Origin of the sequence: Streptomyces viridifaciens (assembly GCF_001888885.2) — a bacterium.
Lineage (GTDB): Bacteria > Actinomycetota > Actinomycetes > Streptomycetales > Streptomycetaceae > Kitasatospora > Kitasatospora aureofaciens.
In genome coordinates this window covers 1,559,302-1,581,068 of sequence record NZ_CP090841.1, presented here as the reverse complement: position 1 = coordinate 1,581,068, position 21,767 = coordinate 1,559,302, and the positions used below count along the sequence as shown (strand labels likewise).

At 71.7% G+C, this 21,767-nt stretch carries 19 protein-coding genes; 14 read left to right on the top strand and 5 right to left on the bottom strand.

What is annotated here, in order from left to right; genetic code table 11:
• Positions 1-108: 108 nt before the first annotated feature.
• Positions 109-1,296, bottom strand: coding sequence for an FG-GAP repeat domain-containing protein (locus BOQ63_RS14540; RefSeq protein ID WP_191093563.1), 1,188 nt, complete (start codon positions 1,294-1,296; stop codon positions 109-111).
• A 68-nt stretch (positions 1,297-1,364) separates the two neighbouring features.
• Positions 1,365-1,805 carry a hypothetical protein gene (locus BOQ63_RS14535; protein ID WP_072654398.1) on the bottom strand — a complete coding sequence of 147 codons (441 nt, stop codon included), beginning with the start codon at positions 1,803-1,805 and terminating at the stop codon, positions 1,365-1,367.
• A gap of 213 nt (positions 1,806-2,018) precedes the next feature.
• Here BOQ63_RS14535 and BOQ63_RS14530 point away from each other — a divergent pair, with 213 nt between their 5' ends.
• The 5 genes from BOQ63_RS14530 to BOQ63_RS14510 all read left to right on the top strand — a co-directional run bounded on the left by BOQ63_RS14530 (position 2,019) and on the right by BOQ63_RS14510 (position 6,616).
• On the top strand, positions 2,019-2,312 hold the full coding sequence (locus BOQ63_RS14530) for a putative quinol monooxygenase (RefSeq protein ID WP_072654397.1): 294 nt from the start codon (positions 2,019-2,021) through the stop codon (positions 2,310-2,312).
• Positions 2,313-2,342: 30 nt separating this feature from the next.
• Positions 2,343-3,881, top strand: a complete 1,539-nt coding sequence (locus BOQ63_RS14525) for an FAD-dependent monooxygenase (protein WP_079183604.1) — start codon at positions 2,343-2,345, stop codon at positions 3,879-3,881.
• A gap of 68 nt (positions 3,882-3,949) precedes the next feature.
• Positions 3,950-4,489, top strand: coding sequence for a carboxymuconolactone decarboxylase family protein (locus BOQ63_RS14520; protein WP_030557279.1), 540 nt, complete (start codon positions 3,950-3,952; stop codon positions 4,487-4,489).
• A gap of 28 nt (positions 4,490-4,517) precedes the next feature.
• The gene (locus BOQ63_RS14515) at positions 4,518-5,498 is read left to right on the top strand and encodes an aldo/keto reductase (RefSeq protein WP_030557277.1); all 981 of its coding nucleotides are present in this window, start codon (positions 4,518-4,520) and stop codon (positions 5,496-5,498) included.
• Between the two features lie 167 nt (positions 5,499-5,665).
• The gene (locus BOQ63_RS14510) at positions 5,666-6,616 is read left to right on the top strand and encodes a 3-oxoacyl-ACP synthase III family protein (protein ID WP_072654396.1); all 951 of its coding nucleotides are present in this window, start codon (positions 5,666-5,668) and stop codon (positions 6,614-6,616) included.
• A 118-nt stretch (positions 6,617-6,734) separates the two neighbouring features.
• On the opposite strand, the gene BOQ63_RS14505 is transcribed toward BOQ63_RS14510, so the two are convergent.
• The gene (locus BOQ63_RS14505; RefSeq protein WP_030290597.1) at positions 6,735-7,583 is read right to left on the bottom strand and encodes a helix-turn-helix domain-containing protein; all 849 of its coding nucleotides are present in this window, start codon (positions 7,581-7,583) and stop codon (positions 6,735-6,737) included.
• Between the two features lie 64 nt (positions 7,584-7,647).
• Positions 7,648-9,081, bottom strand: coding sequence for an MFS transporter (locus BOQ63_RS14500; RefSeq protein WP_030557275.1), 1,434 nt, complete (start codon positions 9,079-9,081; stop codon positions 7,648-7,650).
• 219 nt (positions 9,082-9,300) lie between these two features.
• Here BOQ63_RS14500 and BOQ63_RS14495 point away from each other — a divergent pair, with 219 nt between their 5' ends.
• The 7 genes from BOQ63_RS14495 (at position 9,301) to BOQ63_RS14465 (ending at position 17,861) form a co-directional block, all read left to right on the top strand.
• On the top strand, positions 9,301-9,522 hold the full coding sequence (locus BOQ63_RS14495; protein WP_030557273.1) for a hypothetical protein: 222 nt from the start codon (positions 9,301-9,303) through the stop codon (positions 9,520-9,522).
• Positions 9,523-9,708: 186 nt separating this feature from the next.
• The gene (locus BOQ63_RS14490; RefSeq protein ID WP_030290600.1) at positions 9,709-9,927 is read left to right on the top strand and encodes a ferredoxin; all 219 of its coding nucleotides are present in this window, start codon (positions 9,709-9,711) and stop codon (positions 9,925-9,927) included.
• Position 9,928: 1 nt separating this feature from the next.
• A complete protein-coding gene (locus BOQ63_RS14485) occupies positions 9,929-11,329 on the top strand; it encodes an NAD(P)/FAD-dependent oxidoreductase (RefSeq protein WP_072654395.1) in 1,401 nt (466 codons plus the stop codon).
• A gap of 30 nt (positions 11,330-11,359) precedes the next feature.
• A complete protein-coding gene (locus BOQ63_RS14480) occupies positions 11,360-12,592 on the top strand; it encodes a cytochrome P450 (RefSeq protein WP_030557270.1) in 1,233 nt (410 codons plus the stop codon).
• 355 nt (positions 12,593-12,947) lie between these two features.
• Complete coding sequence (locus BOQ63_RS14475; protein ID WP_223885933.1) at positions 12,948-14,831, top strand: APC family permease; 1,884 nt, start codon at positions 12,948-12,950, stop codon at positions 14,829-14,831.
• Positions 14,832-14,892: 61 nt separating this feature from the next.
• Entirely contained in the window at positions 14,893-17,274 is a 2,382-nt protein-coding gene (locus tag BOQ63_RS14470; RefSeq protein WP_030557268.1) for a sensor histidine kinase, read from the top strand.
• A gap of 155 nt (positions 17,275-17,429) precedes the next feature.
• A complete protein-coding gene (locus tag BOQ63_RS14465) occupies positions 17,430-17,861 on the top strand; it encodes a hypothetical protein (RefSeq protein WP_141763854.1) in 432 nt (143 codons plus the stop codon).
• Between the two features lie 45 nt (positions 17,862-17,906).
• Here BOQ63_RS14465 and kdpB read toward each other — a convergent pair whose 3' ends face one another.
• Positions 17,907-20,078: a potassium-transporting ATPase subunit KdpB gene (gene kdpB / locus BOQ63_RS14460; protein WP_079183603.1), complete on the bottom strand. Its 2,172-nt coding sequence runs from the start codon at positions 20,076-20,078 to the stop codon at positions 17,907-17,909.
• A 616-nt stretch (positions 20,079-20,694) separates the two neighbouring features.
• Here kdpB and BOQ63_RS14455 point away from each other — a divergent pair.
• Together BOQ63_RS14455 and BOQ63_RS14450 are read left to right on the top strand one after the other, a co-directional pair.
• On the top strand, positions 20,695-21,516 hold the full coding sequence (locus BOQ63_RS14455) for an SDR family NAD(P)-dependent oxidoreductase (protein WP_030557265.1): 822 nt from the start codon (positions 20,695-20,697) through the stop codon (positions 21,514-21,516).
• 47 nt (positions 21,517-21,563) lie between these two features.
• A complete protein-coding gene (locus tag BOQ63_RS14450; protein ID WP_370863322.1) occupies positions 21,564-21,641 on the top strand; it encodes a 50S ribosomal protein bL37 in 78 nt (25 codons plus the stop codon).
• Positions 21,642-21,767: the final 126 nt, after the last annotated feature.

The following is a 21,767-nucleotide window of genomic DNA, read 5'->3' as shown; positions in this document are numbered from 1 at the left end:
GTCGGGGGTAGCGACGCCCAGTCGCGGGTACGCGCCCGGACAGGGCTGCTTCAGCGTTCACAAGGCCCCGCGCATCATTGAGCTGGATGCGCGGGGCCGACCGGCGGATTAGAAGCCGGCCCAGAGGCCGTTGCCGGGGAGCATCTGGGTGCCGCCGCTGACGTGGCCGGCGCCGTCGCCGGGGTAGAACCTGAGGTTGTTGTTGGCGTCGATGCCGGCGATGCCGAGCTTGCCGGTGCCGGTGAAGTCGCCTGCGGTGATGGCCTTGAAACCCGCCCACAGTCCGCTCGTCCCCAGCATGGGGATGCCGGTGCCGAGGTGGCCGGCGCCGTCGCCGGGGTAGAACATCATGTTGTTGTTGGCGTCGATGCCGGCGATGCCGAGGTGGCCGGTGCCGGTGAAGTCGCCGGCGGTGATGGCCTTGAAGTTGGCCCAGAGGCCGTTGGTGCCGGGCATCATGTTGATGCCGCCGCTGAGGTGGCCGGCGCCGTCGCCCGTGTAGAACATCATGTTGTTGTTGGCGTCGATGCCGGCGACGCCGGTGTGGCCGGTGCCGGTGAAGTCGCCTGCGGCGACGGCCTTGAAGTTGGCCCACAAGCCGGTGGTGCCGAGCATCGGGGTGCCCGGTCCGCTGACGGAGCCCGCGCCGTTGCCGGGGTAGTACTGCATGTTGCTGTTCGCGTCGACGCCGACCACGTCCAGCTTGCCGTCACCGTTGAAGTCACCGGCCGCCACCCGCGCCGGCCGCGGGGCCGCGTCGTCGACGATGTTGTTGTAGCGGTAGGCGCCGTAGTAGCTGGTCGGCCAGCCCTCCAGGCTGGAGCTGTTGATGTTGGCTGAATTCGGGCCGTGCGTGGGGTCGTTGGGGTTGCTCTCGGCGTAGTAGGTGAAGTCACCGTTGGACTGGTTGGTCCAGTTGGCGAACAGGAAGGTGTGCTCGGCGGTGTAGTCGAGGATGTCGCCGGACTTGAGGTCGGAGAAGTTCTCGTGGGTGGAGCCGCTCGGCAGGGTCGAGGTGACCAGGCTGGAGTTCAGGTGCCAGGCCATCGACACGTACCCGGAACAGTCCTCGCGGTAGGTGGAGCCCTGCGGGTCCGGGGCGTAGCCGCCCTGGTTGTACGGGACGTGGTTGTCCACCCAGTACTGAGCGCGGGCCAGGACCTCGCTGCGGGTGATCTGACCGCCCATGCTGGAGGTGGCCTGTGCCTGCGGGGCCGCGGTGAACAGGGAGGCGGCGGCAGCCGCGGCGACCAGGGCGGCGGCAGTGCGGAGCGAGCGGCGGGAGGAGCGGGACATGGGGAAGCACTTCCTCGGGGTGTGAGTTGGTGTCATGCCTGTACGGAGAGGGTGGTGTGACCGCTTGATCAGCTGCCGGCAGCGGTCGTCAACTCAGCTTCGATGAGCGTCAGTTGCTTCTGGTCGTCATCGGGCGTCTGAGGGGTGGCACCGGTCGTGTTGGCGGGCACCGCGTACTGGAGGACCGTCAGCACGGTGCCGCGCTGGACGACGTAGACGTGGTTGGTCTGGCGGCCGGCGGCGGATATCGGAGCCACCCCGGTCCACTGGCGGGCGTAGGCGATGCCGTCCGCGGTGGTCGCGGTCCGGGTCACCTGCGCGTCCGGGGTGATCTTCGAAGCGGTCTGCCGGGCCGCGGACGTGGCCTGGCAGCCGTCCATCGCGGTGAGCACCGCGTGGTAGGAGTCCTGGGCGGCGGCAGCGTCGGTGAAGGTGAAGGTGTCCTGGATGGCAGGGGTGTGGAACGAACTGACGTAGCCCTGTTGCTGCCAGGCCGCGGCACCGTTCACCTCGGCGCACTCGTTGAGCTGGATCTGGTGGCGGACGGGCTGGGTGTGCGGCGGGGCGATCGGCTTCCACTGCAGAGCGGTCGGCCTCGACGCCGTCCTCTCCCCGGACGGCGAGCTCCAGATCGAGGGGTGGCGTTGGGACGTCGCCCCGCACGAATGCGAGGACGGGCCCGTCGCGGCGTCCTCGCCGACCCCTAACGAAAGGACCCCGGCATGACCATCCAGATCGTCGTCACCTTCGACCTCGTCCCCGAGCGGCTCGCGCCGACCCTGGCCGCGTTCCAGGAACTGGCCCGGCACACCCGCCGCGAGGAGGGCGCGCTGCGCTTCGACGTCTTCCGGTCGGAGGCCGAGGAGCACACGGTCGTCCTGGTCGAGGACTGGGCCGACCAGGAGGCCATCGACCTGCACATGAAGCAGGAGTACACCCGAGCGTTCCTCGCCGCGGTCGACGGTGCCTTCCGCACCCCGGCCAGGGTGCACCGGCTGGCCGAGATCGGCGGCTGAGCGGTGGCCGAGGAGCACGGACAGCCGCGTGTGCTCGTGGTGGGCGCCGGGCCGGTTGGCATGGTCCTGGCCTCCGAGCTGCTGCGCCACGGCGTCCAGGCCGATGTGATTTCCAACGCCCGCCGGCAGAGCCCGCATTCGCGTGCCACCATCCTCTGGCCGAGGATCCTGGAGCTGCTCGACCGGGTGGGCGTCGGGGAGAAGCTGGTGGCGGCAGGCCACTACTTCGACCAGATGAACTACTACTCCAACAAGAAGATGGTCGGCCTGGTCCGGTTCGACCGGCTGCGCGGCGTCGGCTACCCGTTCGCCATCACCATCCCACAGTGGCGCACCGAGGCCGTGCTGGAGGAGCACCTCGAAGCCCTCGGCGGCACGATCCGCTACGACCACGCCTTCGTCGAGGGCACGCAGTCCGAGGACACCGTCCACTGCGTCCTGCGCGGGCCCGACGGCGCGTCGACCTCCCGGTCGTACGACTACGTGGTCGGTGCCGACGGCTACAACAGCACCGTCCGCCCGGCGTTCGGCTTCGAGTTCGCCGGTCGTACGATGCGCACCCGGCTGGCGATCACCGACGCCGAGCTGGTCGGCGAGACCACCAGCAGCGAGGCGGCCTACTACCTCACCCGCACCGGCAACATGGTGCTCGCCCCGCTCGGCGGCGGGATCTTCCGGGTGGGTGCCAGCGTGCCGGACGGCTACCAGGGCGAGCCGGACCGGGCGTTCTTCGAGCGGCTGCTGTCCGAGCGGGTTCCCGGGGAGCGGCGGCTCGGAGAGATGAAGTTCAGCGGGGTCTTCACCGCGCACGTCCGGTCGGCGAGCACCTACCAGCGCGGCCGGGTGTTCCTGGTCGGGGACGCCGCCCACGCCATGAGCCCCTCCGGCGCCCAGGGCGTCAACACCGGCATCCAGGACGCCGTGAACCTCGGGTGGAAGCTCGCGGGCGTGCTGCGCGGCGACTACCGGCCCGGTCTGCTGGCCAGTTACGACCGGGAGCGCCGGCCCGCCGTCGAGACGGTGGCCGGGCTGTCCACCCGGCTGGCCCGGATCGGCCTGTACAGCAAGCCGTACCAGGTCATCGGCCGGGACATCGCCTACCGGTTCGGATCGGCCACCCAGCTCCTGGAGCGCGTCCTGGCACCGAAGCTGGCCCAGGTCGACACCCACTACGGCCCGCGGCCCAAGCGCCGCGGCCTCGTCCCCGGCGAGCGGCTGCCGCTCGGTTGGCGGGCCTGCGCCGCCGCACCGGTCCTCGCCGTCGACCGCTACACCGTCCTGCTCTGGCCCGGCCTGGAGTACCGCTACGACCGGTGGGTCCAGCTGGTCGAGCGGCTGGGCGAGGCCGTCGACCGCGCCCGGGTCACCGACCTGGGCGGCCGCCCGCCGGGCCCCGTACTGGCCAAGTTGGGCGCGACACCGTGCGCGCTCGTGGTCCGTCCGGACGGCCACCTGGACAGAGTCGTCGAGCTCGACGACCGCGAGCCCGAGGCCGCCGTCCGCGCGGTCGACCGGGCGCTGGACGAGCGCCTCCTGCCGAGCCCGGCCCGGGCCCTCGTGACCAGCTGAACGACCCGGAGAAACCCGAACGGCCCGAACGGCCGTCCGCACCGCAACACCGAAAGAAGAGAACCGAGATGACCGACCGCGTGACCCTCACCAACGTCGCCGACATGACCGCCGAGCAGCGCGAGGTGTACGAGAAGTTCCAGTCCAACCTGACCCGTGCGCTGCTGCTCACCAAGGGCTCCGCCGGTCCGCACCTCGCCCTGGGCGGTTCGTTCACCGTCGGCCTGCTGAGCCTGCTGGACCGCGAGGTGATCGTGCTGCGGGTGGCGAAACTGCGCGACAGCGAGTTCGAGCGCCTGCTGCACTACCCCCTGGCCGTCAAGGCCGGACTGACCGACACCGAGATCGAGGACATCGAGGAGGGCCGGTTCGAGGAGATGCCGCCGTCCCGCGCCGCCCTGGTCCGCTACGTCGACGACTGCATCCTGCAGCACAAGGCCGGCCACGACGCGTTCTGGGGCCTGCGCGAGCACTACTCGCAGAACGAGGTCGCCGAGGTTACCCACCTGGCCGGCCACAGCGCGATGACCGCGATGTTCCTGGCCAGCCTGGAGATCCCTCTCGACCAGGACATCGCCTCCTGGGGCCGCCTGACCGAAGTCAAGTGACCGGCCGCCACGCACGAGGAGAAGCGACGTGAAGTACGCACGGCTGGGCTCGTCCGGCCTCAAGGTGTCCCGGCTGGCGCTCGGATGCATGAGCTACGGCGAGCCCGGCCGGGGCACCCACCCCTGGTCACTGCCGGAGGAGGAGAGCCTGCCGTTCATCGCCCAGGCCCTCGACCTCGGCGTCAACTTCTTCGACACGGCCAACATCTACTCGCTGGGTACCAGCGAGGAGTACCTGGGCCGCGCCCTGAAGAAGCTGACCCGGCGCGAGGACGTCGTCATCGCGACCAAGGTGTACGAGGCGATGGGCCCGGGGCCGCTCTCCGGCGGCCTGTCCCGCGGCGCCGTCATGCGTGAGCTGGACGCGAGCCTGCGCCGGCTCGGCACCGACTACATCGACCTGTACATCATCCACCGCTGGGACTACGGGACCCCGATCGAGGAGACCATGGCGGCCCTGCACGACGCCGTCACCGCGGGCAAGGTCCGCTACCTCGGCGCGTCGTCCATGCACACCTGGCAGTTCGTCAAGGCCCAGTACACCGCCGACCTGCACGGGTGGACGCGGTTCGTCAGCATGCAGAACCACTACAACCTGCTCAACCGCGAGGAGGAGCGGGAGATGATCCCGTACTGCCTCGCGGAGGGCGTCGGCGTCACCCCGTGGTCGCCGCTGGCCCGGGGCCTGCTGACCCGGGACTGGGACGCCCAGTCCGCCCGGACGGCCGGCGACCCGATCCAGGAGCGGTTCTACGGGCCGACCGAGGAGGCCGACCGGCGCGTCGCCCGGGCGGTCGCCGAGATCGCCGCCGAACGCGGAGTCCCGCGCGCCCGGATCGCGCTGGCCTGGCTGCTGCGGCAGCCCGCCGTCACCGCCCCGGTCATCGGCGCCACCGCGCCGCACCACCTGCCGGACGCGGCCGCCGCGCTCGACATCGAGCTCGACGACGCCGAAGTGGCCCGGCTGGAAGCCCCGTACGTCCCCCACGCGGTCGTCGAGTACGTCTGACCGCCGAACCCCCACCCCCTGGACCCCCGGGGCCCGGCCTCCCCCCCGTCGGCCGGGTCCCGGGCACCTGTCCTGCCCCCGTGCGCTCCGGCCCGAAACAGTGGCTGGCCGCACGGGGGCACCGCCACGCCCCGCCCGCCCAGCACGACACCGATTCGGAGACCACCATGGGGATCACAGACTTCGCCCTCGCCACCGGCAGCGGCAAGGTCACCGCCGAGCAGCTCGCCCGTGAGTCCGGCTGCGACCAGGACAAGGTGAACGAGATCCTGCCCGCGGGCCGGCTCTCGGCGCTCGGACCGGGCGAGAGCTCGTGGAGCCTCGGGCGGGACGCCGCCGCCAAGGTCCTCGCCCGTAACGGGGTGTCCCCCGAGGACATCGGCCTGGTGATCTACGCGGGCTCCAGCGAGTGGGGGACCCCGTTCTGGTCGCCGGCCGCGAAGATCGCCCAAGAGCTCGGCATTCTCCAGGCGCACTGCTACGAGGTGTCCAACTTCTGCAACGCCGCGCCCACCGCGATCCGGATCGCCGACGACCAGGTCAAGGCCGGGGCCTGCCGCTACGCGCTGGTCGTCGTGGCCGACCGGCTCAGCGAACTGGTCGACCGCCCGGGCGGCCTGGTCGAGCTCTTCAACTTCGCCGACGGCGCCGCGGCCGTTCTCGTCTCGGCCGAGAAGCCGCGCTACGAGGTGCTGGCCTCGGCCAACCGCACCGACCCGACCTTCGTCGACCTCTACTACGGCGAGGTCCGGGAGAACGAGGTGAAGGTGTTCCGCCGGGAGGGCGGCGAGGGCCTCGGCGAGGCGTTCATCACCAACTTCACCGCCCTGACCGAGCAGGTGCTCACCGCCGTCGGCCGCGGCCTGGCTGACGTGGCCTACCTGTTGGTCACCCACGGCAACCGGAACACCCAGGTCAAGCTCTTGGACACGCTCGGGCTGCCGCACGAGCGCAGCGTCTTCAACTACGAGGTCGAGGGCCACCTCGGCGGCGCCGATCCGCTGCTCGCCCTGGAGGACCTGGAACGGGCCGGCCGGCTGGAGTCGGGCGACCTCGTGCTGCTCGCCACGGCCGGCTCCGGGTTCACCTGGGGAGTGACGGCCCTCCAGGTCGTCTGAGGCCGTCGCCGGGGCCCGCGGACCTCGGTCCGACGGTCCCGACGAAGAAGCCGCCCGGCAGCGGGAGTCCGCTGCCGGGCGGCTTGCTCGTCGGCCCCGGTCGGCCGGTGCCGACCCGTCAGAACCGGCGGACCGGGTCGAGGTCCACCGCGAGCAGGCGTAGTGCCGCGTCGTGCGGACTGTCCGGCTCAGCGTGGTAGAACTTCAGGATGTTCCCGTCGCCCAGGTCGGCGGACTGGTACATCAACTCGAACTCACCGACGCTCGGGTGGTCGAAGGTCTTCGTGCCGACGGTGCAGTTCGCGACTCGGTGGCTGATCCAGAGCTTGGAGAACTCCTCGCTCCTGATGCTCAGTTCGCCGATCAGCTCGGCCAACTGCGGGTCGTGCCGGTGGTTCCCGGCGATGAACCGCAGGTACGAGACGTTCGACCGGGCCTCCAGCGGCCAGTCCACGTACAGGCCGCGGACGTTGTCGTCGAGGAAGTTCAGGCGGATCACGTTCGGCCGCACCGTCGCGTTCTTCGGCGCGTCGAAGTCGAGGTGCGGAGCGAACAGTCGGTGGTAGAGCGAGTTCCAGCCGAGGATGTCGCAGCGGTAGTTGAGCACCGCCACCGCCGCGTTCCCGAGAGAGTCGACCAGCATCCGGGTGTACGGGCTGATCTGGTCGACCCGGCGGGCCGGCAGCTCCCGCTCGGTCACCGGAGTGCCCACCTTCAGCAGGTACTCCTCCTCGTCCGGGCTGAGGTCCAGGGCGCGTGCGATCGCGACCAGGATGGCCGGCGAGGCGTGTGCGGTCTGGGACTGCTCCAGCCGCGTGTAGTACGTGGGGCTCACCCCGGCGAGCGCCGCCACCTCCTCGCGCCGCAGGCCGGGCACCCGGCGCGCACCGCGCACCGCCAGCCCGATCTCCTCCGGCTGGACCCGCTCGCGCATCCGCTTGAGGTAGCTACCCAGGTCGGTGTTCACTGGTTTTTCCACGCTCCTAGTGTCACACGGGGCTGAACAGGGGTCAGGGGTTCGCCTGGCTGGATCAGTCGGCGGTCGGCGCGCTGCGCCGGCCCCCCAGCGCCGCCCACAGCAGCAGGCCGGCCACCATGAGCAGCCCGGCGTCCACGGTCAGCGCGAGGTGGATGCCCGACAGCTCGTCGGCCGCGCCGCCCCCGTCGCCGATGCTCGCGGCGAACACCGCGCTCAGCAGCGGGATGCCGATGGCGATGCCGACCTGCTGCGCCTGGGTGGCCATGCCGGTGGCCATGCCCTGCATCGAGGAGTCGACGGCCGAGGTGGCGATCACCATGAAGGAGAGCATCGCCAGCATCGAGAAGACGCCGTTGACGAACTGCGCGACGACCACGGGGACGAGCCAGACCGAGTCGTTCGTCATCCACACCATCGGCAGCATGAACGCGCCCTGGCCCGCCAGCGCGGTGCCCAGCAGGATGCGCGGAGAGACCTTGCCGACGATCTTCGGGCCGATGGTGCCGCCGAGGATCTGGCCGGCGCCGACCCCGAGCAGGACCAGTCCGGCTGCCAGCGAGGAGAAGTCAAGCACGTTCTGCACGTACAGGCCGGTGAAGAAGATCATCGCGGTCTCGCCGCCGAAGATGAACAGCGCACCGAGGTTGCTCAGGGCGATGTCCGGCAGACGCAGGATCCGCACCGGTACCAGGGCGCCCTCGGTACGGCCCTCGACCACCCAGAACACGGCGAGCAGCACGGCCCCGGCCACCAGGGTGCCGGTCGCGAGGGCGTCCAGGCCGGACTCGGCGGCCCGGGTGATGCCGAAGATGCCGGAGAACAGGCCGGCGGTGATCAGCAGGGCGCCCGGCAGGTCGAGGCGGTCGCGGGTCTCGGCGCGGCTCTCCTCGACGACGATCGGGACCACGATCACGGCGGCCACGGCGACCGGGATGTTGATGAAGAAGGCCCAGCGCCAGGAGAGCAGTGCGGTGAGGACGCCGCCGAGGATCGAGCCGACGGTGAAGCCGGAGCTCATCATGACGCCGTTCAGCCCGAGCGCCTTGGTGCGCATCGCGGGCTCGGTGAAGGCGGTGGTCAGCAGCGCCATCGCGGCCGGGGTGATGGCCGCGGTGGCCAGGCCCTGGAGCGTACGGGCGACCAGCAGCAGCGCCGGGGAGGTGGCGATGCCGCCGATCAGCGAGGCGACCGCGAGCACCACCATGCCGGCGACGAAGATCCGGCGCCGACCGAGGTAGTCGCCGACCCGGCCGAAGACCAGGGTGCAGCCGGCCGCGCAGAGCGCGAACATCGTGGTGATCCACTGCAGGTTCCCGGCCGTGAAGCCGAGGTCCACACCGACCCGGGGCAGCGTCACGTTCAGGATCGAGAAGTCGGCCGCCATCATGAACTGGGAGGCCAGCAGCACCACCAGGACGGTGAGCTGGCGGCCGGTCATGCGGACCGAGGCTGACGGAGCCGTCGCGACGGCGGTATCGGTTGTCATGGTCCCAGCCTGGTACGACCGGCGCTGACCAGCCAGAACCCGGCTGTGCCTACCTCCGGCCTGCCTACCACTGGCAGTGCCAGGCTGGGGCCGGCTCCTCAGCCGAGGCCGGCCAGCCGGTCGGCGTACTGTTCCGCGTTGTGCCGCAGGAACCGCCGCCTCCTTCGGGGTCCAGCAGGTCCGCTCGTCCGCGCGGGGCTTGGTGGGCGGCGCAGGTGTTTGCGGTCGGGCGACCTCACCACCGCAGGCGCCATCAAACGCGGCGGCCAGGCGGTGGTCGCCGCGTTTGATGGCGCCTCGCTGGAATCGCTCTACTTCAGTGGCACGTTCCTCAACGGCTCGGGGAAGCAGAGCCATTCCGACAACTCCGGCGTCAGCGGACCCGCGGCCTTCTACCGGAGCTGTGAAGGCGCTTCCAAGTTCAAGATCGCACATCGTTAGCCGGGGGCAGTGACGGCCGAAGTCCTTCGAGTCCGCCCGAACGGGGCCGCTCGGCCGCCGACGCGAGTGACGGCCGTCCTCCGTCCGGTCGGCTCGCGATGCACCCAGGGGAGGAATGCCTCACTACTGGGGGTAGCGATGTGCGATCGGGTCGTCACGGTGTGGTTGGAAGGGCAGGGTCTGCGGATGAGGATTGTCGTCGATCTCAACCGGTGTCAGGGCTACGCGCAATGCGCGTTCCTGGCACCGGACGTGTTCGAGATGCATGGCGAGGAAGCGCTTCTCTACGACCCCGCCTTCACCGAGGCGCACCGCGAGCAGGTGCGACGGGCCGCGGCCGCTTGTCCCGTCCAGGCGATCCTGGTCGAGGCGGACGAGGCTCGGGTCACGCCGGTGGGGGCCTGAGATGGCGGTCTCCGTGGGCGAAGTCGTCCAGGCGTTCCGGCGCGACGGGCGGATCGTCGTCGTCGGCGCCTCGCTGGCCGGACTGCGGGCTGCCGAGGCGCTGCGCACGGGCGGGTTCAGCGGGTCGCTCACGCTGGTCGGGGACGAGCCCGACCTCCCGTACGACCGGCCCCCGCTGTCCAAGCAGGTCCTGCTCGGCCGGGCGCGCGCCGACGCCACCACCCTGCCGCAGCGCAACAGCGTCAACGCGCAGTGGCGGCTCGGTACGGCCGCCACCGGGCTGGACCTGGCGGCGAAGCGGCTACGCCTGGCGGACGGCGAGGAGATCGACTACGACCGCCTGCTCATCGCGACCGGCGTGCGGGCCCGGCCCTGGTTCAACGCGGCGGAAGCGGCCCTCGACGGGGTCTTCACGGTGCGCACCAGCGAGGACGCGGCCCGGCTGGAGCGGCGGCTGTCGGCGAGGCCGAGTCGGGTGCTGGTGGTAGGTGCCGGGTTCACCGGCTCCGAGATCGCCTCGGCCTGTCGCGAGCGGGGTCTGGAGGTCACGGTTGCCGAACGCGGGGCGGCGCCGCTGGTGGGCGCCCTCGGCGGGGTGGTCGGTGCGGTCGCCGCGGACCTGCAGCGCCAGCACGGCGTGGACCTGCGCACGGGCGTCATGGTGACGGCACTGGAGGGCGACTCCGGCGGCCGGCTCGAGCGCGCCCACCTGTCCGACGGGACCTCGCTGGACGTCGAGGTCGCGGTGATCGCGCTCGGTGCCACCCGGAACACCGAGTGGCTGGCCGGATCGGGCCTGGCCGCCGGGCCCCGGGGGATCGCCTGTGACGCGGGCTGCCGTGCCCTCGATGTCCAGGGCATCGTCACCGATGACGTGTTCGTCGCCGGAGACGTCGCGCGCTCGCCCCACCCGCTGTTCGGGTACCAGTTCCTCTCACTGGAGCACTGGGGCAACGCGGTCGAGCAGGCCGGGGTCGCCGCGCACAACATGATCAACGTCGGCCCGGACCGCCGGGCCCACCTGTGGGTGCCGACCTTCTGGTCCTCCCAGTTCGGCGTCAACATCAAGTCCGTCGGGGTGCCCAACATGGGGGACGAGATCGTCATCACCCAGGGCTCGCTCGCCGAGCGCCGGTTCGTCGCCGTCTACGGCTTCCAGGGCCGCATCGTCGCCGCCGTCACCTTCGACCAGGCGAAGTGGCTGGACTTCTACCGGGAGCAGATCGAGGTGCGCGCACCCTTCCCACCGGACTACGCCACCGTCGACCGGCAGCCGGGCGGGATGCGACCGGTCCCGGCGGGGTTCCAGGACCCCTCCCTGCCCAGCCACGGCGCGACCGTGACCCTCACCGGCCACGACCCCAGCGAACGCCGCGTCCAGTTCACCCCCGCACGCGCCTGACCGCCCGCCCACACCTCAGGAGACCGTTCCATGACGCCGGGCACCTTGCTCCAGCAGATCACCGACTACGCCAACCGCGCCAACCCGTACCCGCTCTACGCCGAACTCCGCAAGACACCCGTGGCCCGCCAGGACGACGGGTCGTACCTGGTCGGCGGCTACTACGAGATCAGCAGCCTGCTGCACGACCCGCGGATCAGCTCGGATCAACGCAACCTCGTCGCGCGGGACGGTGGGGGGCTCCAGGCGGAGGAGGAGGCGGGCCTTCCACCCTCCATGATCAGAACCGACCCGCCCGAGCACGACCGGCTGCGACGCATGGCGATGCGTCCGTTCGGCCCGCCGCACACCCCGAGGCGGGTTCACGAGATGGGGGGCGAACTGCACCGGATCGTCTCCGGCCTGATCGACGGCTTCCAGGGCAAGGACCACGTCGACATCGTGGACGACTTCTCCTACCCCTTCCCGGTCACCGTGATCTGCCGACTGCTCGGCGTCCCCCGAGAGGACGAGTCCCGGTTCCACGTCTGGGCCGACGCGATGGTCGGCGCCGCGGACCCCTCCCCGAGCGCGGACCTCCAGGAGCGGCAGCGCGCCGGGACGCGGGCCAGGACCGAGCTCGGCCGGTACCTGGCCGGACTCGCCGAAGAGCACCGCCGCAGCCCCGGTGACGACCTGCTCTCGGCGCTCGCCACCGACCACGGCCCGGACGGGCAGATGTCGATGGTCGAACTCGCGAGCACCTCCGTACTTCTCCTGATCGCCGGCCACGAGACCACGGTCAACCTCATCACCAACGGGATGCTCACCCTGCTCCGGTATCCCGAACACCTCGAACGGCTCGTCAAGGAACCCGAGGTCGCGGTCCCGATGGTCGAGGAACTGCTGCGCTACGAGCCCCCCGTCCATCTGGCGCTCCCACGCGTCGCCCTGGCCGACATCGAGGTCAAGGGCACCGTCATCCCCAGAGGCTCGACCGTCTGGCTCGGCCTGGCATCGGCCAACCGGGACCCGCGCCGCTTCGACGACCCCGACCGCTTCGACCCCGATCGCAGGGACAACCAGCACCTCAGCTTCCTCGGCGGGATCCACAACTGCTTCGGATCCCCCCTCGCCCGGCTGGAGGCCCAGATCGCGCTGACCGAGCTGGCTCGTCGGCTGGCCAACCCCCGGCTCGTCGAAGACCCCCCGCCCTACCGGCCGAACCCACTGCTGCGCGGGCCTCGTCACCTCGCGGTCGCCTTCGACGGCGTCCAGGGCTGACCGGTTCACCCGGCAGGGTTGGTCCCGGAGCCGGACAGCCTGCTGACCACCGGACGTAGCGGACGGCGCGCCCGGCCCTCCAGGGCGAAGCCCTCGCGGTAGCCGGGGTCGTAGTAGCAGCTTGCACCGCGCCGGCCGAGCACCGGGCCCCGGATTGCGTTGGACCAATGGGGCGATATCGGGCGAGCGGATACCGGGGGTGGAGCGGTTGTTCGCTTAGCCTTTCGCCCTGCCGCCTCCTCGGTGGCGCCGGGTTCGGGGACGAGGACAGGGGCGCAGGGTGAGTTCGTCGGGTGCGGCTGCGTCGGCGCGGCGGACGGGGTTCCGGGCGTGGCTGCTGGAGGGCCTGTCCGACATGGCCAAGCAGTATCCGGGGCCGCATGCGGAGGCGCCGGTCGAGCACAAGGGCCAGCGGTGGTGGCGGGTGATGTGCCTGACCGGTCTGGACTACTTCTCCACGCTCGGCTACCAGCCCGGTATCGCGGCGCTCGCGGCCGGGCTGCTGTCGCCGGTGGCGACCATCGTGCTGGTGATCGTGACGCTGTTCGGCGCGCTGCCGGTGTACCGGCGGGTGGCGCAGGAGAGTCCGCACGGTGAGGGGTCGATCGCGATGCTGGAGCGGCTGCTGTCGTTCTGGCAGGGGAAGCTGTTCGTGCTGGCGCTGCTGGGGTTCGCGGCGACGGACTTCATGATCACCATCACCCTGTCGGCAGCGGACGCGACCGCGCACCTGGTGGAGAACCCGAGCCTGCACAGTGCGCTGTCCGGCAGGCAGATGCTGATCACCCTGCTGCTGGTCGCGTTGCTCGGCGCCGTCTTCCTGAAGGGCTTCAGCGAGGCGATCGGCCTGGCGGTGGTCCTGGTCGGGGTGTACCTGGCGCTCAACGTCGTCGTGGTGGTGAACGGGATCTGGCACGTGCTGAAGGCCCCGCACGTGGTGACGGACTGGTCCGACGCGCTCACGACCGAGCACGGCAACGCGTTCGCCATGATCGGCGTCGCGCTGATCGTCTTCCCGAAGCTGGCGCTGGGCCTGTCCGGCTTCGAGACCGGCGTCGCCGTGATGCCGCACATCGAGGGCGACCCGGAGGACACCGAGGAGAAGCCGGTCGGCCGGATCCGGGGCGCCCGCAAGCTGCTCACCACCGCCGCCGTGATCATGAGCGCGTTCCTGATCACGACGAGCTTCATCACCACGGTGCTGATCCCCAAGGCCGCGTTCGAGGCGGGCGGGCAGGCCAACGGCCGGGCGCTCGCGTACCTCGCCCACCAGAACCTGGGTGGCGCCTTCGGCAGCGTCTACGACCTGTCGACGATCGCGATCCTGTGGTTCGCCGGCGCCTCGGCGATGGCCGGCATGCTCAACCTGCTGCCCCGCTACCTGCCGCGCTACGGCATGGCGCCGCAGTGGGCGCGGGCGGTGCGGCCGATGGTGATCGTGCTGACGCTGATCGGGTTCCTGGTGACGTGGTTGTTCGACGCGAACGTGGATGCCCAGAGCGGCGCTTACGCGACCGGTGTGCTGGTGCTGATCTCCTCGGCCGCCATCGCCGTCACCATCGCCGCCCACAGGGCCCGGCAGCGCGGCTGGACCATCGGCTTCGCCGTGATCGCGGCGGTCTTCCTGTACACGACGGGCGCGAACATCGCCGAACGCCCGGACGGTGTGAAGATCGGCGCCTGCTTCATCGGCGGGATCGTCCTGGTCTCGTTCCTGTCCCGGCTCAAGCGGGCCTTCGAGCTGCGGGTCACAGCCGTGGTACTGGACGAGGCCGCCGAACGGTTCGTCCGCGACTACACCCACCGGCCGATGCGGCTGATCGCCAACGAGCCGAACAGCCGGGACCTGGCGGAGTACCAGGAGAAGAAGCGGGAGATCCGGGCGCACCACGACATCCCGGCCGACCTCGACCTGGTCTTCGTCGAGGTGACGGTCCGGGACCCGTCCGAGTTCGAGTCGGTGCTCACCGTGCGCGGGGAGGTGCTCCACGACCGCTACCGGGTGCTGTCGCTGGAGAGCACCAGCGTCTCGAACGCCCTGGCGGCCCTGCTGCTGACGATCCGGGACCGCACCGGGCAGATCCCGCACATCTACTTCGAGTGGACCGAAGGCGGCCCGGTCGGCCACTTCCTGCGCTTCTTCCTGTTCGGACAGGGCGAGGTCGCCCCGGTCACCCGCGAGGTGCTGCGGGAAGCGGAGCCGGACCGCTCCCGACGTCCCCGTGTCCATGTCGGGTAGGGCCGGTCGACCCCGAAGGACGGAGCATGGACGTGGGAGCGGAGGAGGTGGCCAGGCGGCGGTGACCGGGAAGCTGCGGGTGTTCCTGGGGGCGGCGCCGGGGGTGGGGAAGACGTACGCCATGCTCCGGGAGGGGCGGCGGCTGCGCGCTGAGGGGCTGGACGTGGTGGTCGGCCTGGTGGAGACGTACGGCCGGCGCGGTACGGAGGAGCAGCTGGGTGACCTGCCGGTGCTGCCGAGGCGGCCGGTGTCGTACCGGGGGACGGAGCTGACCGAGCTGGACGTGGAAGCCCTGCTGGCGCGCCGCCCGGCTCTCGCGCTGGTGGACGAGCTCGCGCACACCAACGTGCCCGGCGGGCGGCACGCGAAGCGCTGGCAGGACGTGCGGGAGCTGCTGGACGCCGGGATCGACGTGGCGACGACGCTCAACATCCAGCACCTGGAGAGCCTCAACGACGTCGTCGAGCAGATCACCGGTGTCGCGCAGCGCGAGACGATCCCCGACGAGGTGGTTCGGGCGGCCGAGCGGATCGAGCTGGTCGACCTGAGCCCGCAGGCGCTGCGCGCGCGGATGGCGCAGGGCGAGATCTACGCGCCGGACCGGATCGACGTGGCGCTGGACCACTACTTCCGGGCCGGCAACCTGGGCGCCCTGCGGGAGCTGGCGCTGCTGTGGCTGGCGGACCGGGTGGAGGAGGAGCTGGCCGACTACCGGGCCCGGCACGGCATCCGGGCGCCCTGGGAGACCAAGGAACGGATCATGGTCGCCCTCAACGGCGCCCCGCAGGGCGAGCACCTGATCCGGCGGGGAGCCCGCACGGCGGCCCGGGTGCACGGGGACCTGATCGGCGTCCACGTCCGGCTGGACGACGGCACGGCGCAGCGTGAGCCGCCGGGCCTGGCGGCGCAGCGGACGCTGTTGCGGGAGCTGCACGGCAGCTACGTGGAGGTGAGCGGCGGTGACCCGGCCCGGGCGCTGGTGGACTTCGCCCGGTCGGAGAGCGCCACCCAGATCCTGCTGGGGCCGACGAGCCGCAGCCGGTTGCGCGAGTTGGTCTCCGGTTCGGTGATCAACCGGGTGATCCGGCTGGCCGGGCCGATCGACGTGCGGGTGCTGCCGCCGCCGGAGCCGGGGCTGCTGACGGTGCCGCCCGCGCCCCGGCGTCGGCGCCCGGCACTGGTCCCGGTCCGGCGGCGCCGGATGGCGTGGCTGTTCGGTCCGGTCGGGGTGGCTGCTCTGGCGTGGGCGCTGTCGCCGCTGCGCGGCTCGCTGGGTCTGTCCGGTGTGCTGCTGTGCCTGCTGCTGGTGGTGGCGGGGACGGCTCGGCTGGGCGGGCTGCTGCCGGCGGCGGGCAGCACGGCGGCCGGGGCGCTGGCGGCGGACTACTTCTACACCACGCCCTGGCACAGCCTGACGGTCAATCGGGGCGCGGACGTCGCGGCCCTGCTGGTGTTCCTCGCGGTGGCCGGGGTGATCTCCCATCTGATCGACGGCCTGACGCGGCGCTCGCAGCAGGCGGGCCGGGCGCGAGCGGAGGCGGCCGTCCTCACCAGGCTGGCGGGGGAGACGGTGGAGTCGGGGCCGCGGGTGCTGCCCGATCTGGTCGCGGAGCTGCGGCAGGTGTTCGGGCTGGACGCGGCTGCCGTGCTGGTGCGTACGGGCGCGCTCTGGCAACCGGCGGCTTCGGCCGGGGCGGAGGTGCCGCTGCGGCCCGACGAGGCGTCCTTCTCCGTCGACCTCGGCGACGACGCGGTGCTGGTCCTTCGCGGCGCACCGCTCAACGAGGAGGACACCCGACTGCTCGGGCCGTACGTCACCCAGCTGAAGCTGGCACGGGAGCGTGAGCGGCTGGCCGCGCAGGCGTCGGCGGCGGAGGTGCTCGCGCACACCGACGCGCTGCACACCGCGCTGCTGGAGGCCGTCGGGCAGGACCTGCGGGCGCCGCTGGCGGCGGTGCGCCAGGAGGCCGAACGGATGCCGGGCCCGGGTGGGCAGCGGGTCGGCGCCGAGGTGGAGCGGATGGAGCGGCTGGTCGCCAACCTGCTGGACCTGAGCCGGCTGCGGGCCGGGGTGATGCCGGTGGTGCTGCGGCCGACGGTGGTGGCCGAGGTGGTGCGGTCCGCTGCCGAGGGCGTACCGGGCGTTCGGGTCGACCTGGAGCCGGGGCTGCCACGGGTGCTCGCCGACGCCGGGCTCCTGGAACGGGTGTTCGCGGACGTCCTGGCCTGGGGGGCGGCCGGATCGGGGGCGGTGGTCGACGCCGGTGTGGTGGCCGGGCGGGTGGACGTCCGGATGACCGTCCACGAGGATCCCGCCCGGGAACCGGCGGGCCTGGCGGTGGTGCGGGGCTTCGTGGAAGCGATGAACGGTGAGCTGACCGTCGAGGAGGCACCTGGCGGCGGCACCGCCTACGTGATCAGCCTGGCCCGAGCGGTGGCCTGATGCCGTGGGACCGGGCTGGTCGGCGACCCGGGGCGTCAAGACCGCGTTGGGATCTCGGGCGGCGGCGTCAGGATTCCGTCAAGGGTGGGCTGCGGGCCTGTGGCCGTCGGGTTGGGTGGCGTCGAACGAACTTGCGGCGAAGCTGGGACAGGACCATGCGCATGTACTCGGCCCGCCCCGGCGGCCGTCGCTACCGCCCCGTCCTCGACCGCTTGCCGGTCGCGGTGTCCGGCACGGTGGCCCTGGTCGCCGGCGGTGCGCTCGCGCTCGGCCTCGGCCGGCTGGGCGAGCTCCACGCCGGCTGGTTCCCGTACATCGCGTACACCGGGCTGGCCGCACTGGCCGGAGGCTTCTCCCGGCCGCTGGCCGCGCCGGTGGTCGGCATGTCCGCATGGCTGTGCTGCAACGCCTTCGCCGAACACCGCCATGCCGAACTCGGCTGGTCCGGAACGGGGATCGAGAGCGAGCACTTCGTCCTCTTCACCGCCGCCGCCCTGGTGCTGTCGCTGCCGGCCGCGTTGCCGCGCCGGGCGATCCGCGTCGAGCGCCTTCCGGTGGGCGAGGGGACCGAGCGCCGTCCTGGTTGAGGCGCGCCGCCCCGGTGGTGTTCCGGAGGCGGCGGGCCGGTGTGGCTATCCGAGGCCGGGGACGAACTGGATCAGCAGGTCGATGGCCTTGATGCCGAGGAAGGGCAGGATCAGCCCGCCGAGTCCGTAGACGCGCAGGTTGCGCCGGAGCAGGTCGGTGGCGGAGGCGGGCTGGTAGCGCACGCCGCGCAGGGCCAGCGGGATCAGGGCGACGATGATCAGCGCGTTGAAGATGATCGCGGAGGCGATCGCCGAGGTGGGGCTGTGCAGTTCCATGATGTTGAGGTGGTGCAGTCCGGGGTGGGCGTTCGCGAACATCGCGGGGATGATCGCGAAGAACTTGGCCACGTCGTTGGTGATCGAGAAGGTGGTCAACGCTCCCCGGGTGATGAGGAGTTGCTTGCCAACCCGGATGATGTCGATGAGCTTGGCCGGGTTGGAGTCGAGGTCGACCATGTTGCCGGCCTCCTTGGCGGCCGGGGTCCCGGAGTTCATCGCGACGCCGACGTCGGCCTGGGCGAGGGCGGGGGCGTCGTTGGTGCCGTCGCCGGTCATGGCGACCATGTTGCCGGCGGCCTGTTCGCGCTTGAGGTGGGCGAGCTTGTCCTCGGGGGTGGCCTCGGCGAGGAAGTCGTCCACCCCGGCCTCCTCGGCGATGGCCTTCGCGGTGAGCGGGTTGTCGCCGGTGACCATGACGGTGCGGATGCCCATCCGGCGCAGTTCGGCGAAGCGTTCGGCGATGCCCTCCTTGACGACGTCCTTGAGCTCGACGACGCCGAGCGCGCGGGCGCCGTGGCGGTCGTGGACGGCGACGAGGAGGGGGGTGCCGCCGGCTTCGGCGATCCGGTCGACCAGGGGCTTGGCCTCCATGGGCAGGTGCCCGCCGGAGTCGATCACCCAGCGGGCGACGGCGGCGGCCGCGCCCTTGCGGATGAGGCAGGCGGTGCCGTCCGGCCAGGCGAGGTCGACGCCGCTCATCCGGCTGTGCGCGGTGAACGGGACGGGCCGCTGCTCGCCGAGTTCGCCGGGGGAGCGTGGCGGCACCCAGTACTGGCGTTCGGTCAGCTCGACGAGAGAGCGTCCCTCCGGGGTCTCGTCCGCGACGGACGCCAACTGGGCCGCCTCGGCGAGCTGTTCCGTCGTCGCGCCGGGCAGTGGGTGCAGCGCGACGGCCCGGCGGTTGCCGTGGGTGATGGTGCCGGTCTTGTCGAGCAGCAGCACGTCCACGTCCCCGGCGGCCTCCACCGCCCGGCCGGAGAGGGCGACGACGTTGCGCTGCACCAGCCGGTCCATCCCGGCGATGCCGATGGCCGAGAGCAGCGCGCCGATCGTGGTCGGGATGAGCGCGACCATCAGGGCCACCAGCACGATGGTGGTCTGCGTGGCGTGGGCGTAGATGGCCATCGGCTGGAGCGAGACGACGGAGAGGATGAAGACGATGGTGAGCGAGGCGAGCAGGATGTTCAGCGCGATCTCGTTGGGGGACTTCTGCCGGTTCGCCCCCTCGACGAGGTCGATCATGCGGTCGATGAAGCTCTGTCCGGGCCGGGCGGTGACGCGGATGACCAGGTGGTCGGAGAGGACCCTGGTGCCGCCGGTGACGCCGGTGCGGTCGCCGCCGGACTCGCGGATCACCGGCGCGGACTCGCCGGTGATCGCCGACTCGTCGACGCTGGCGACGCCCTCGACCACCTCGCCGTCCTGCGGGATCACCTCGCCGGCGGGTACGAGGACGATGTCGTGCAGCATCAACTCCTCGGCGGGAAGCACCTCGTGGCGGTGGTCACGGGTGCCGACCCGCCAGTGCAGCAGCCGCCGGGCGGTCGTACCGGCCTGGGCTGCGCGCAGCGAGTCGGCCTGCGCCTTGCCGCGTGCCTCGGCGACGGCCTCGGCCAGATTGGCGAAGAGCACGGTCAGCCAGAGCCAGAAGGAGATCACCCAGGCGAAGACGCTCGGGTGGATGACGGCGGTGACGGTGGTGAGGGCGGAGCCGGTCTCGACCACGAGCATCACCGGGTTGCGCACCATCGCGCGCGGGTTCAGCTTGCGGACGGCGGCGGGCAGCGCCTCGGCGAGCTGCCGGCGGGTGATCAGCCGGCGGCGGCCGGTTGCGGGCCGGGACGGCCGATGGCTCGCCGGTGGTTCGGGGACCGGGCGGCGGAACCAGTCCTGCTGGTCGTCGGTGGTGTCCGGTGTGCTGAGGGCCGAACGGCGCATCGTCTCGGGGACCTTCCGGGCCGCCCGGGGAGGAGGGCGGCGGTTCGGGGAGGACGGGGAACGCCGCACAGCGAAGCACCGGATCGTCACGCGACAGGCACGTCTTGACGAGGGTTTGGCGTGCGGCGCGACTTCCTTGACAGCCCCCTGACGCCGTGTCGGACGTGTGTTCGTCGGCAGGGAAGGGCCGGGCCGGCCCGTTACACCGTCAACGAGGCGCCGGCGGCACGTCAGGGGTTCGTCAGGGAGACCGAACGGGCTTGCCCCGGGCATCGCGGAGGGCTTTGATGGGGGACATGCACCGCTCGACACGCCACCACGACCGCCCGCCGCATAGCCGGCCGCGGATCGTCGCTGTCGCGGTCGCCGCCGCCGTCCGGTAGGACCGAACTCCGTCCCGCTGGTCACCGGCCGCGCGCACGGGCCCGGCTCCGTTCGCCGTCGCCCGTGCCGATCACCGCCGACCGTCCCCTGTCCTGAGCGGCTCCGAGGGGCAGGGGGCGGCCGAGCGCTCTCCTCGCATCACATCACTTCCGCGCCGGCAGCCCCGGAGGCGGGCGGCTTCGTGCTGCCCCGCCTTCGCGCCCCGCCGGCGCCTTCCACCCTTGGATGGGCCATGTCCGACGCTGTTCTGTCCGCCCGCACCGCCCTCGTCACCGGCGCGTCCTCCGGCATCGGCTGGGAGACCGCCCGGCTCCTCGCCGGGCACGGCGCGACCGTGCTCGTGCACGCCCGCACCACCGCCGAGGCGGAGGCTGCCGTGGAGCGCCTGGTCGCCGCGGGCGCCCGGCGCGACCAACTCGTCGAGCTCGCAGCGGACTTCACGAAGTTGTCGGAGGTCGCGGTGCTGGCCGGCACGGTCGTCGAGCGCTACCCGTCACTCGACCTGCTGGTGAACAACGCCGCCGCGACGGCCCCCGAGCGCTGCACGCTCACCGATGACGGCAACGAGGTCTCGCTGCAGGTCAACTTCCTTGCCGCACACCTCCTTTCCAAGCTGCTGCGCGCCCCGTTGTCGGCGGCCGGCGATGCGCGGATCGTCAACGTGTCGTCCTCACTGCACCGCACCGCCTCGATGAACTGGTCGGACCCGCACCGGGTGAAGAAGTACTCGCGGGTCGCCGCGTACGCGCAGTCGCAGCTCGCGCTGACCATGGCGACGGCCGACATGGCCCCGGCCGGCTCCGGCGTCACCGCCGTCAGTGTCAACCCGGGTCTGTGCGACACGGCGCTGCTGCCGCTGTACGGGCGGGTCGGCGCCCCGGCCGCCGAGGGCGCGGCAGCAGTGGTACGGCTCTGCCTGCCCGAGACGGTCGTCGCCAACGGCGCCTACTTCGACGGTGAGGTCATCGCGTCGCCTGCGCCGGTCACCCAGGAGGAGCGCTCGCTGAAGCGCCTGGCCAAGCTCGCCGACCAACTGGTCGGCCGGGCCGCCTGAACCGTACCGACCGACGCTTCAACCCGACGATCGCGAGGAGGATCACGATGTCCAAGCGCGCCCGCAAGAAGAGGGCCCGCAGGAAGAAGAAGGCGAACCACGGTCGCAGGGCCGGGCAGAGCTGACCCCCTGAAGCCACCCGGTGTCGCGTGCCACCGACACCGGGTGCACCCTCGCGGCCCCTGGCGGTACTTGTCCGGACCGCGGAGGACGAGAGCCCCGGGGGCCGCGACAGGTCGGCGCCGTCAAGA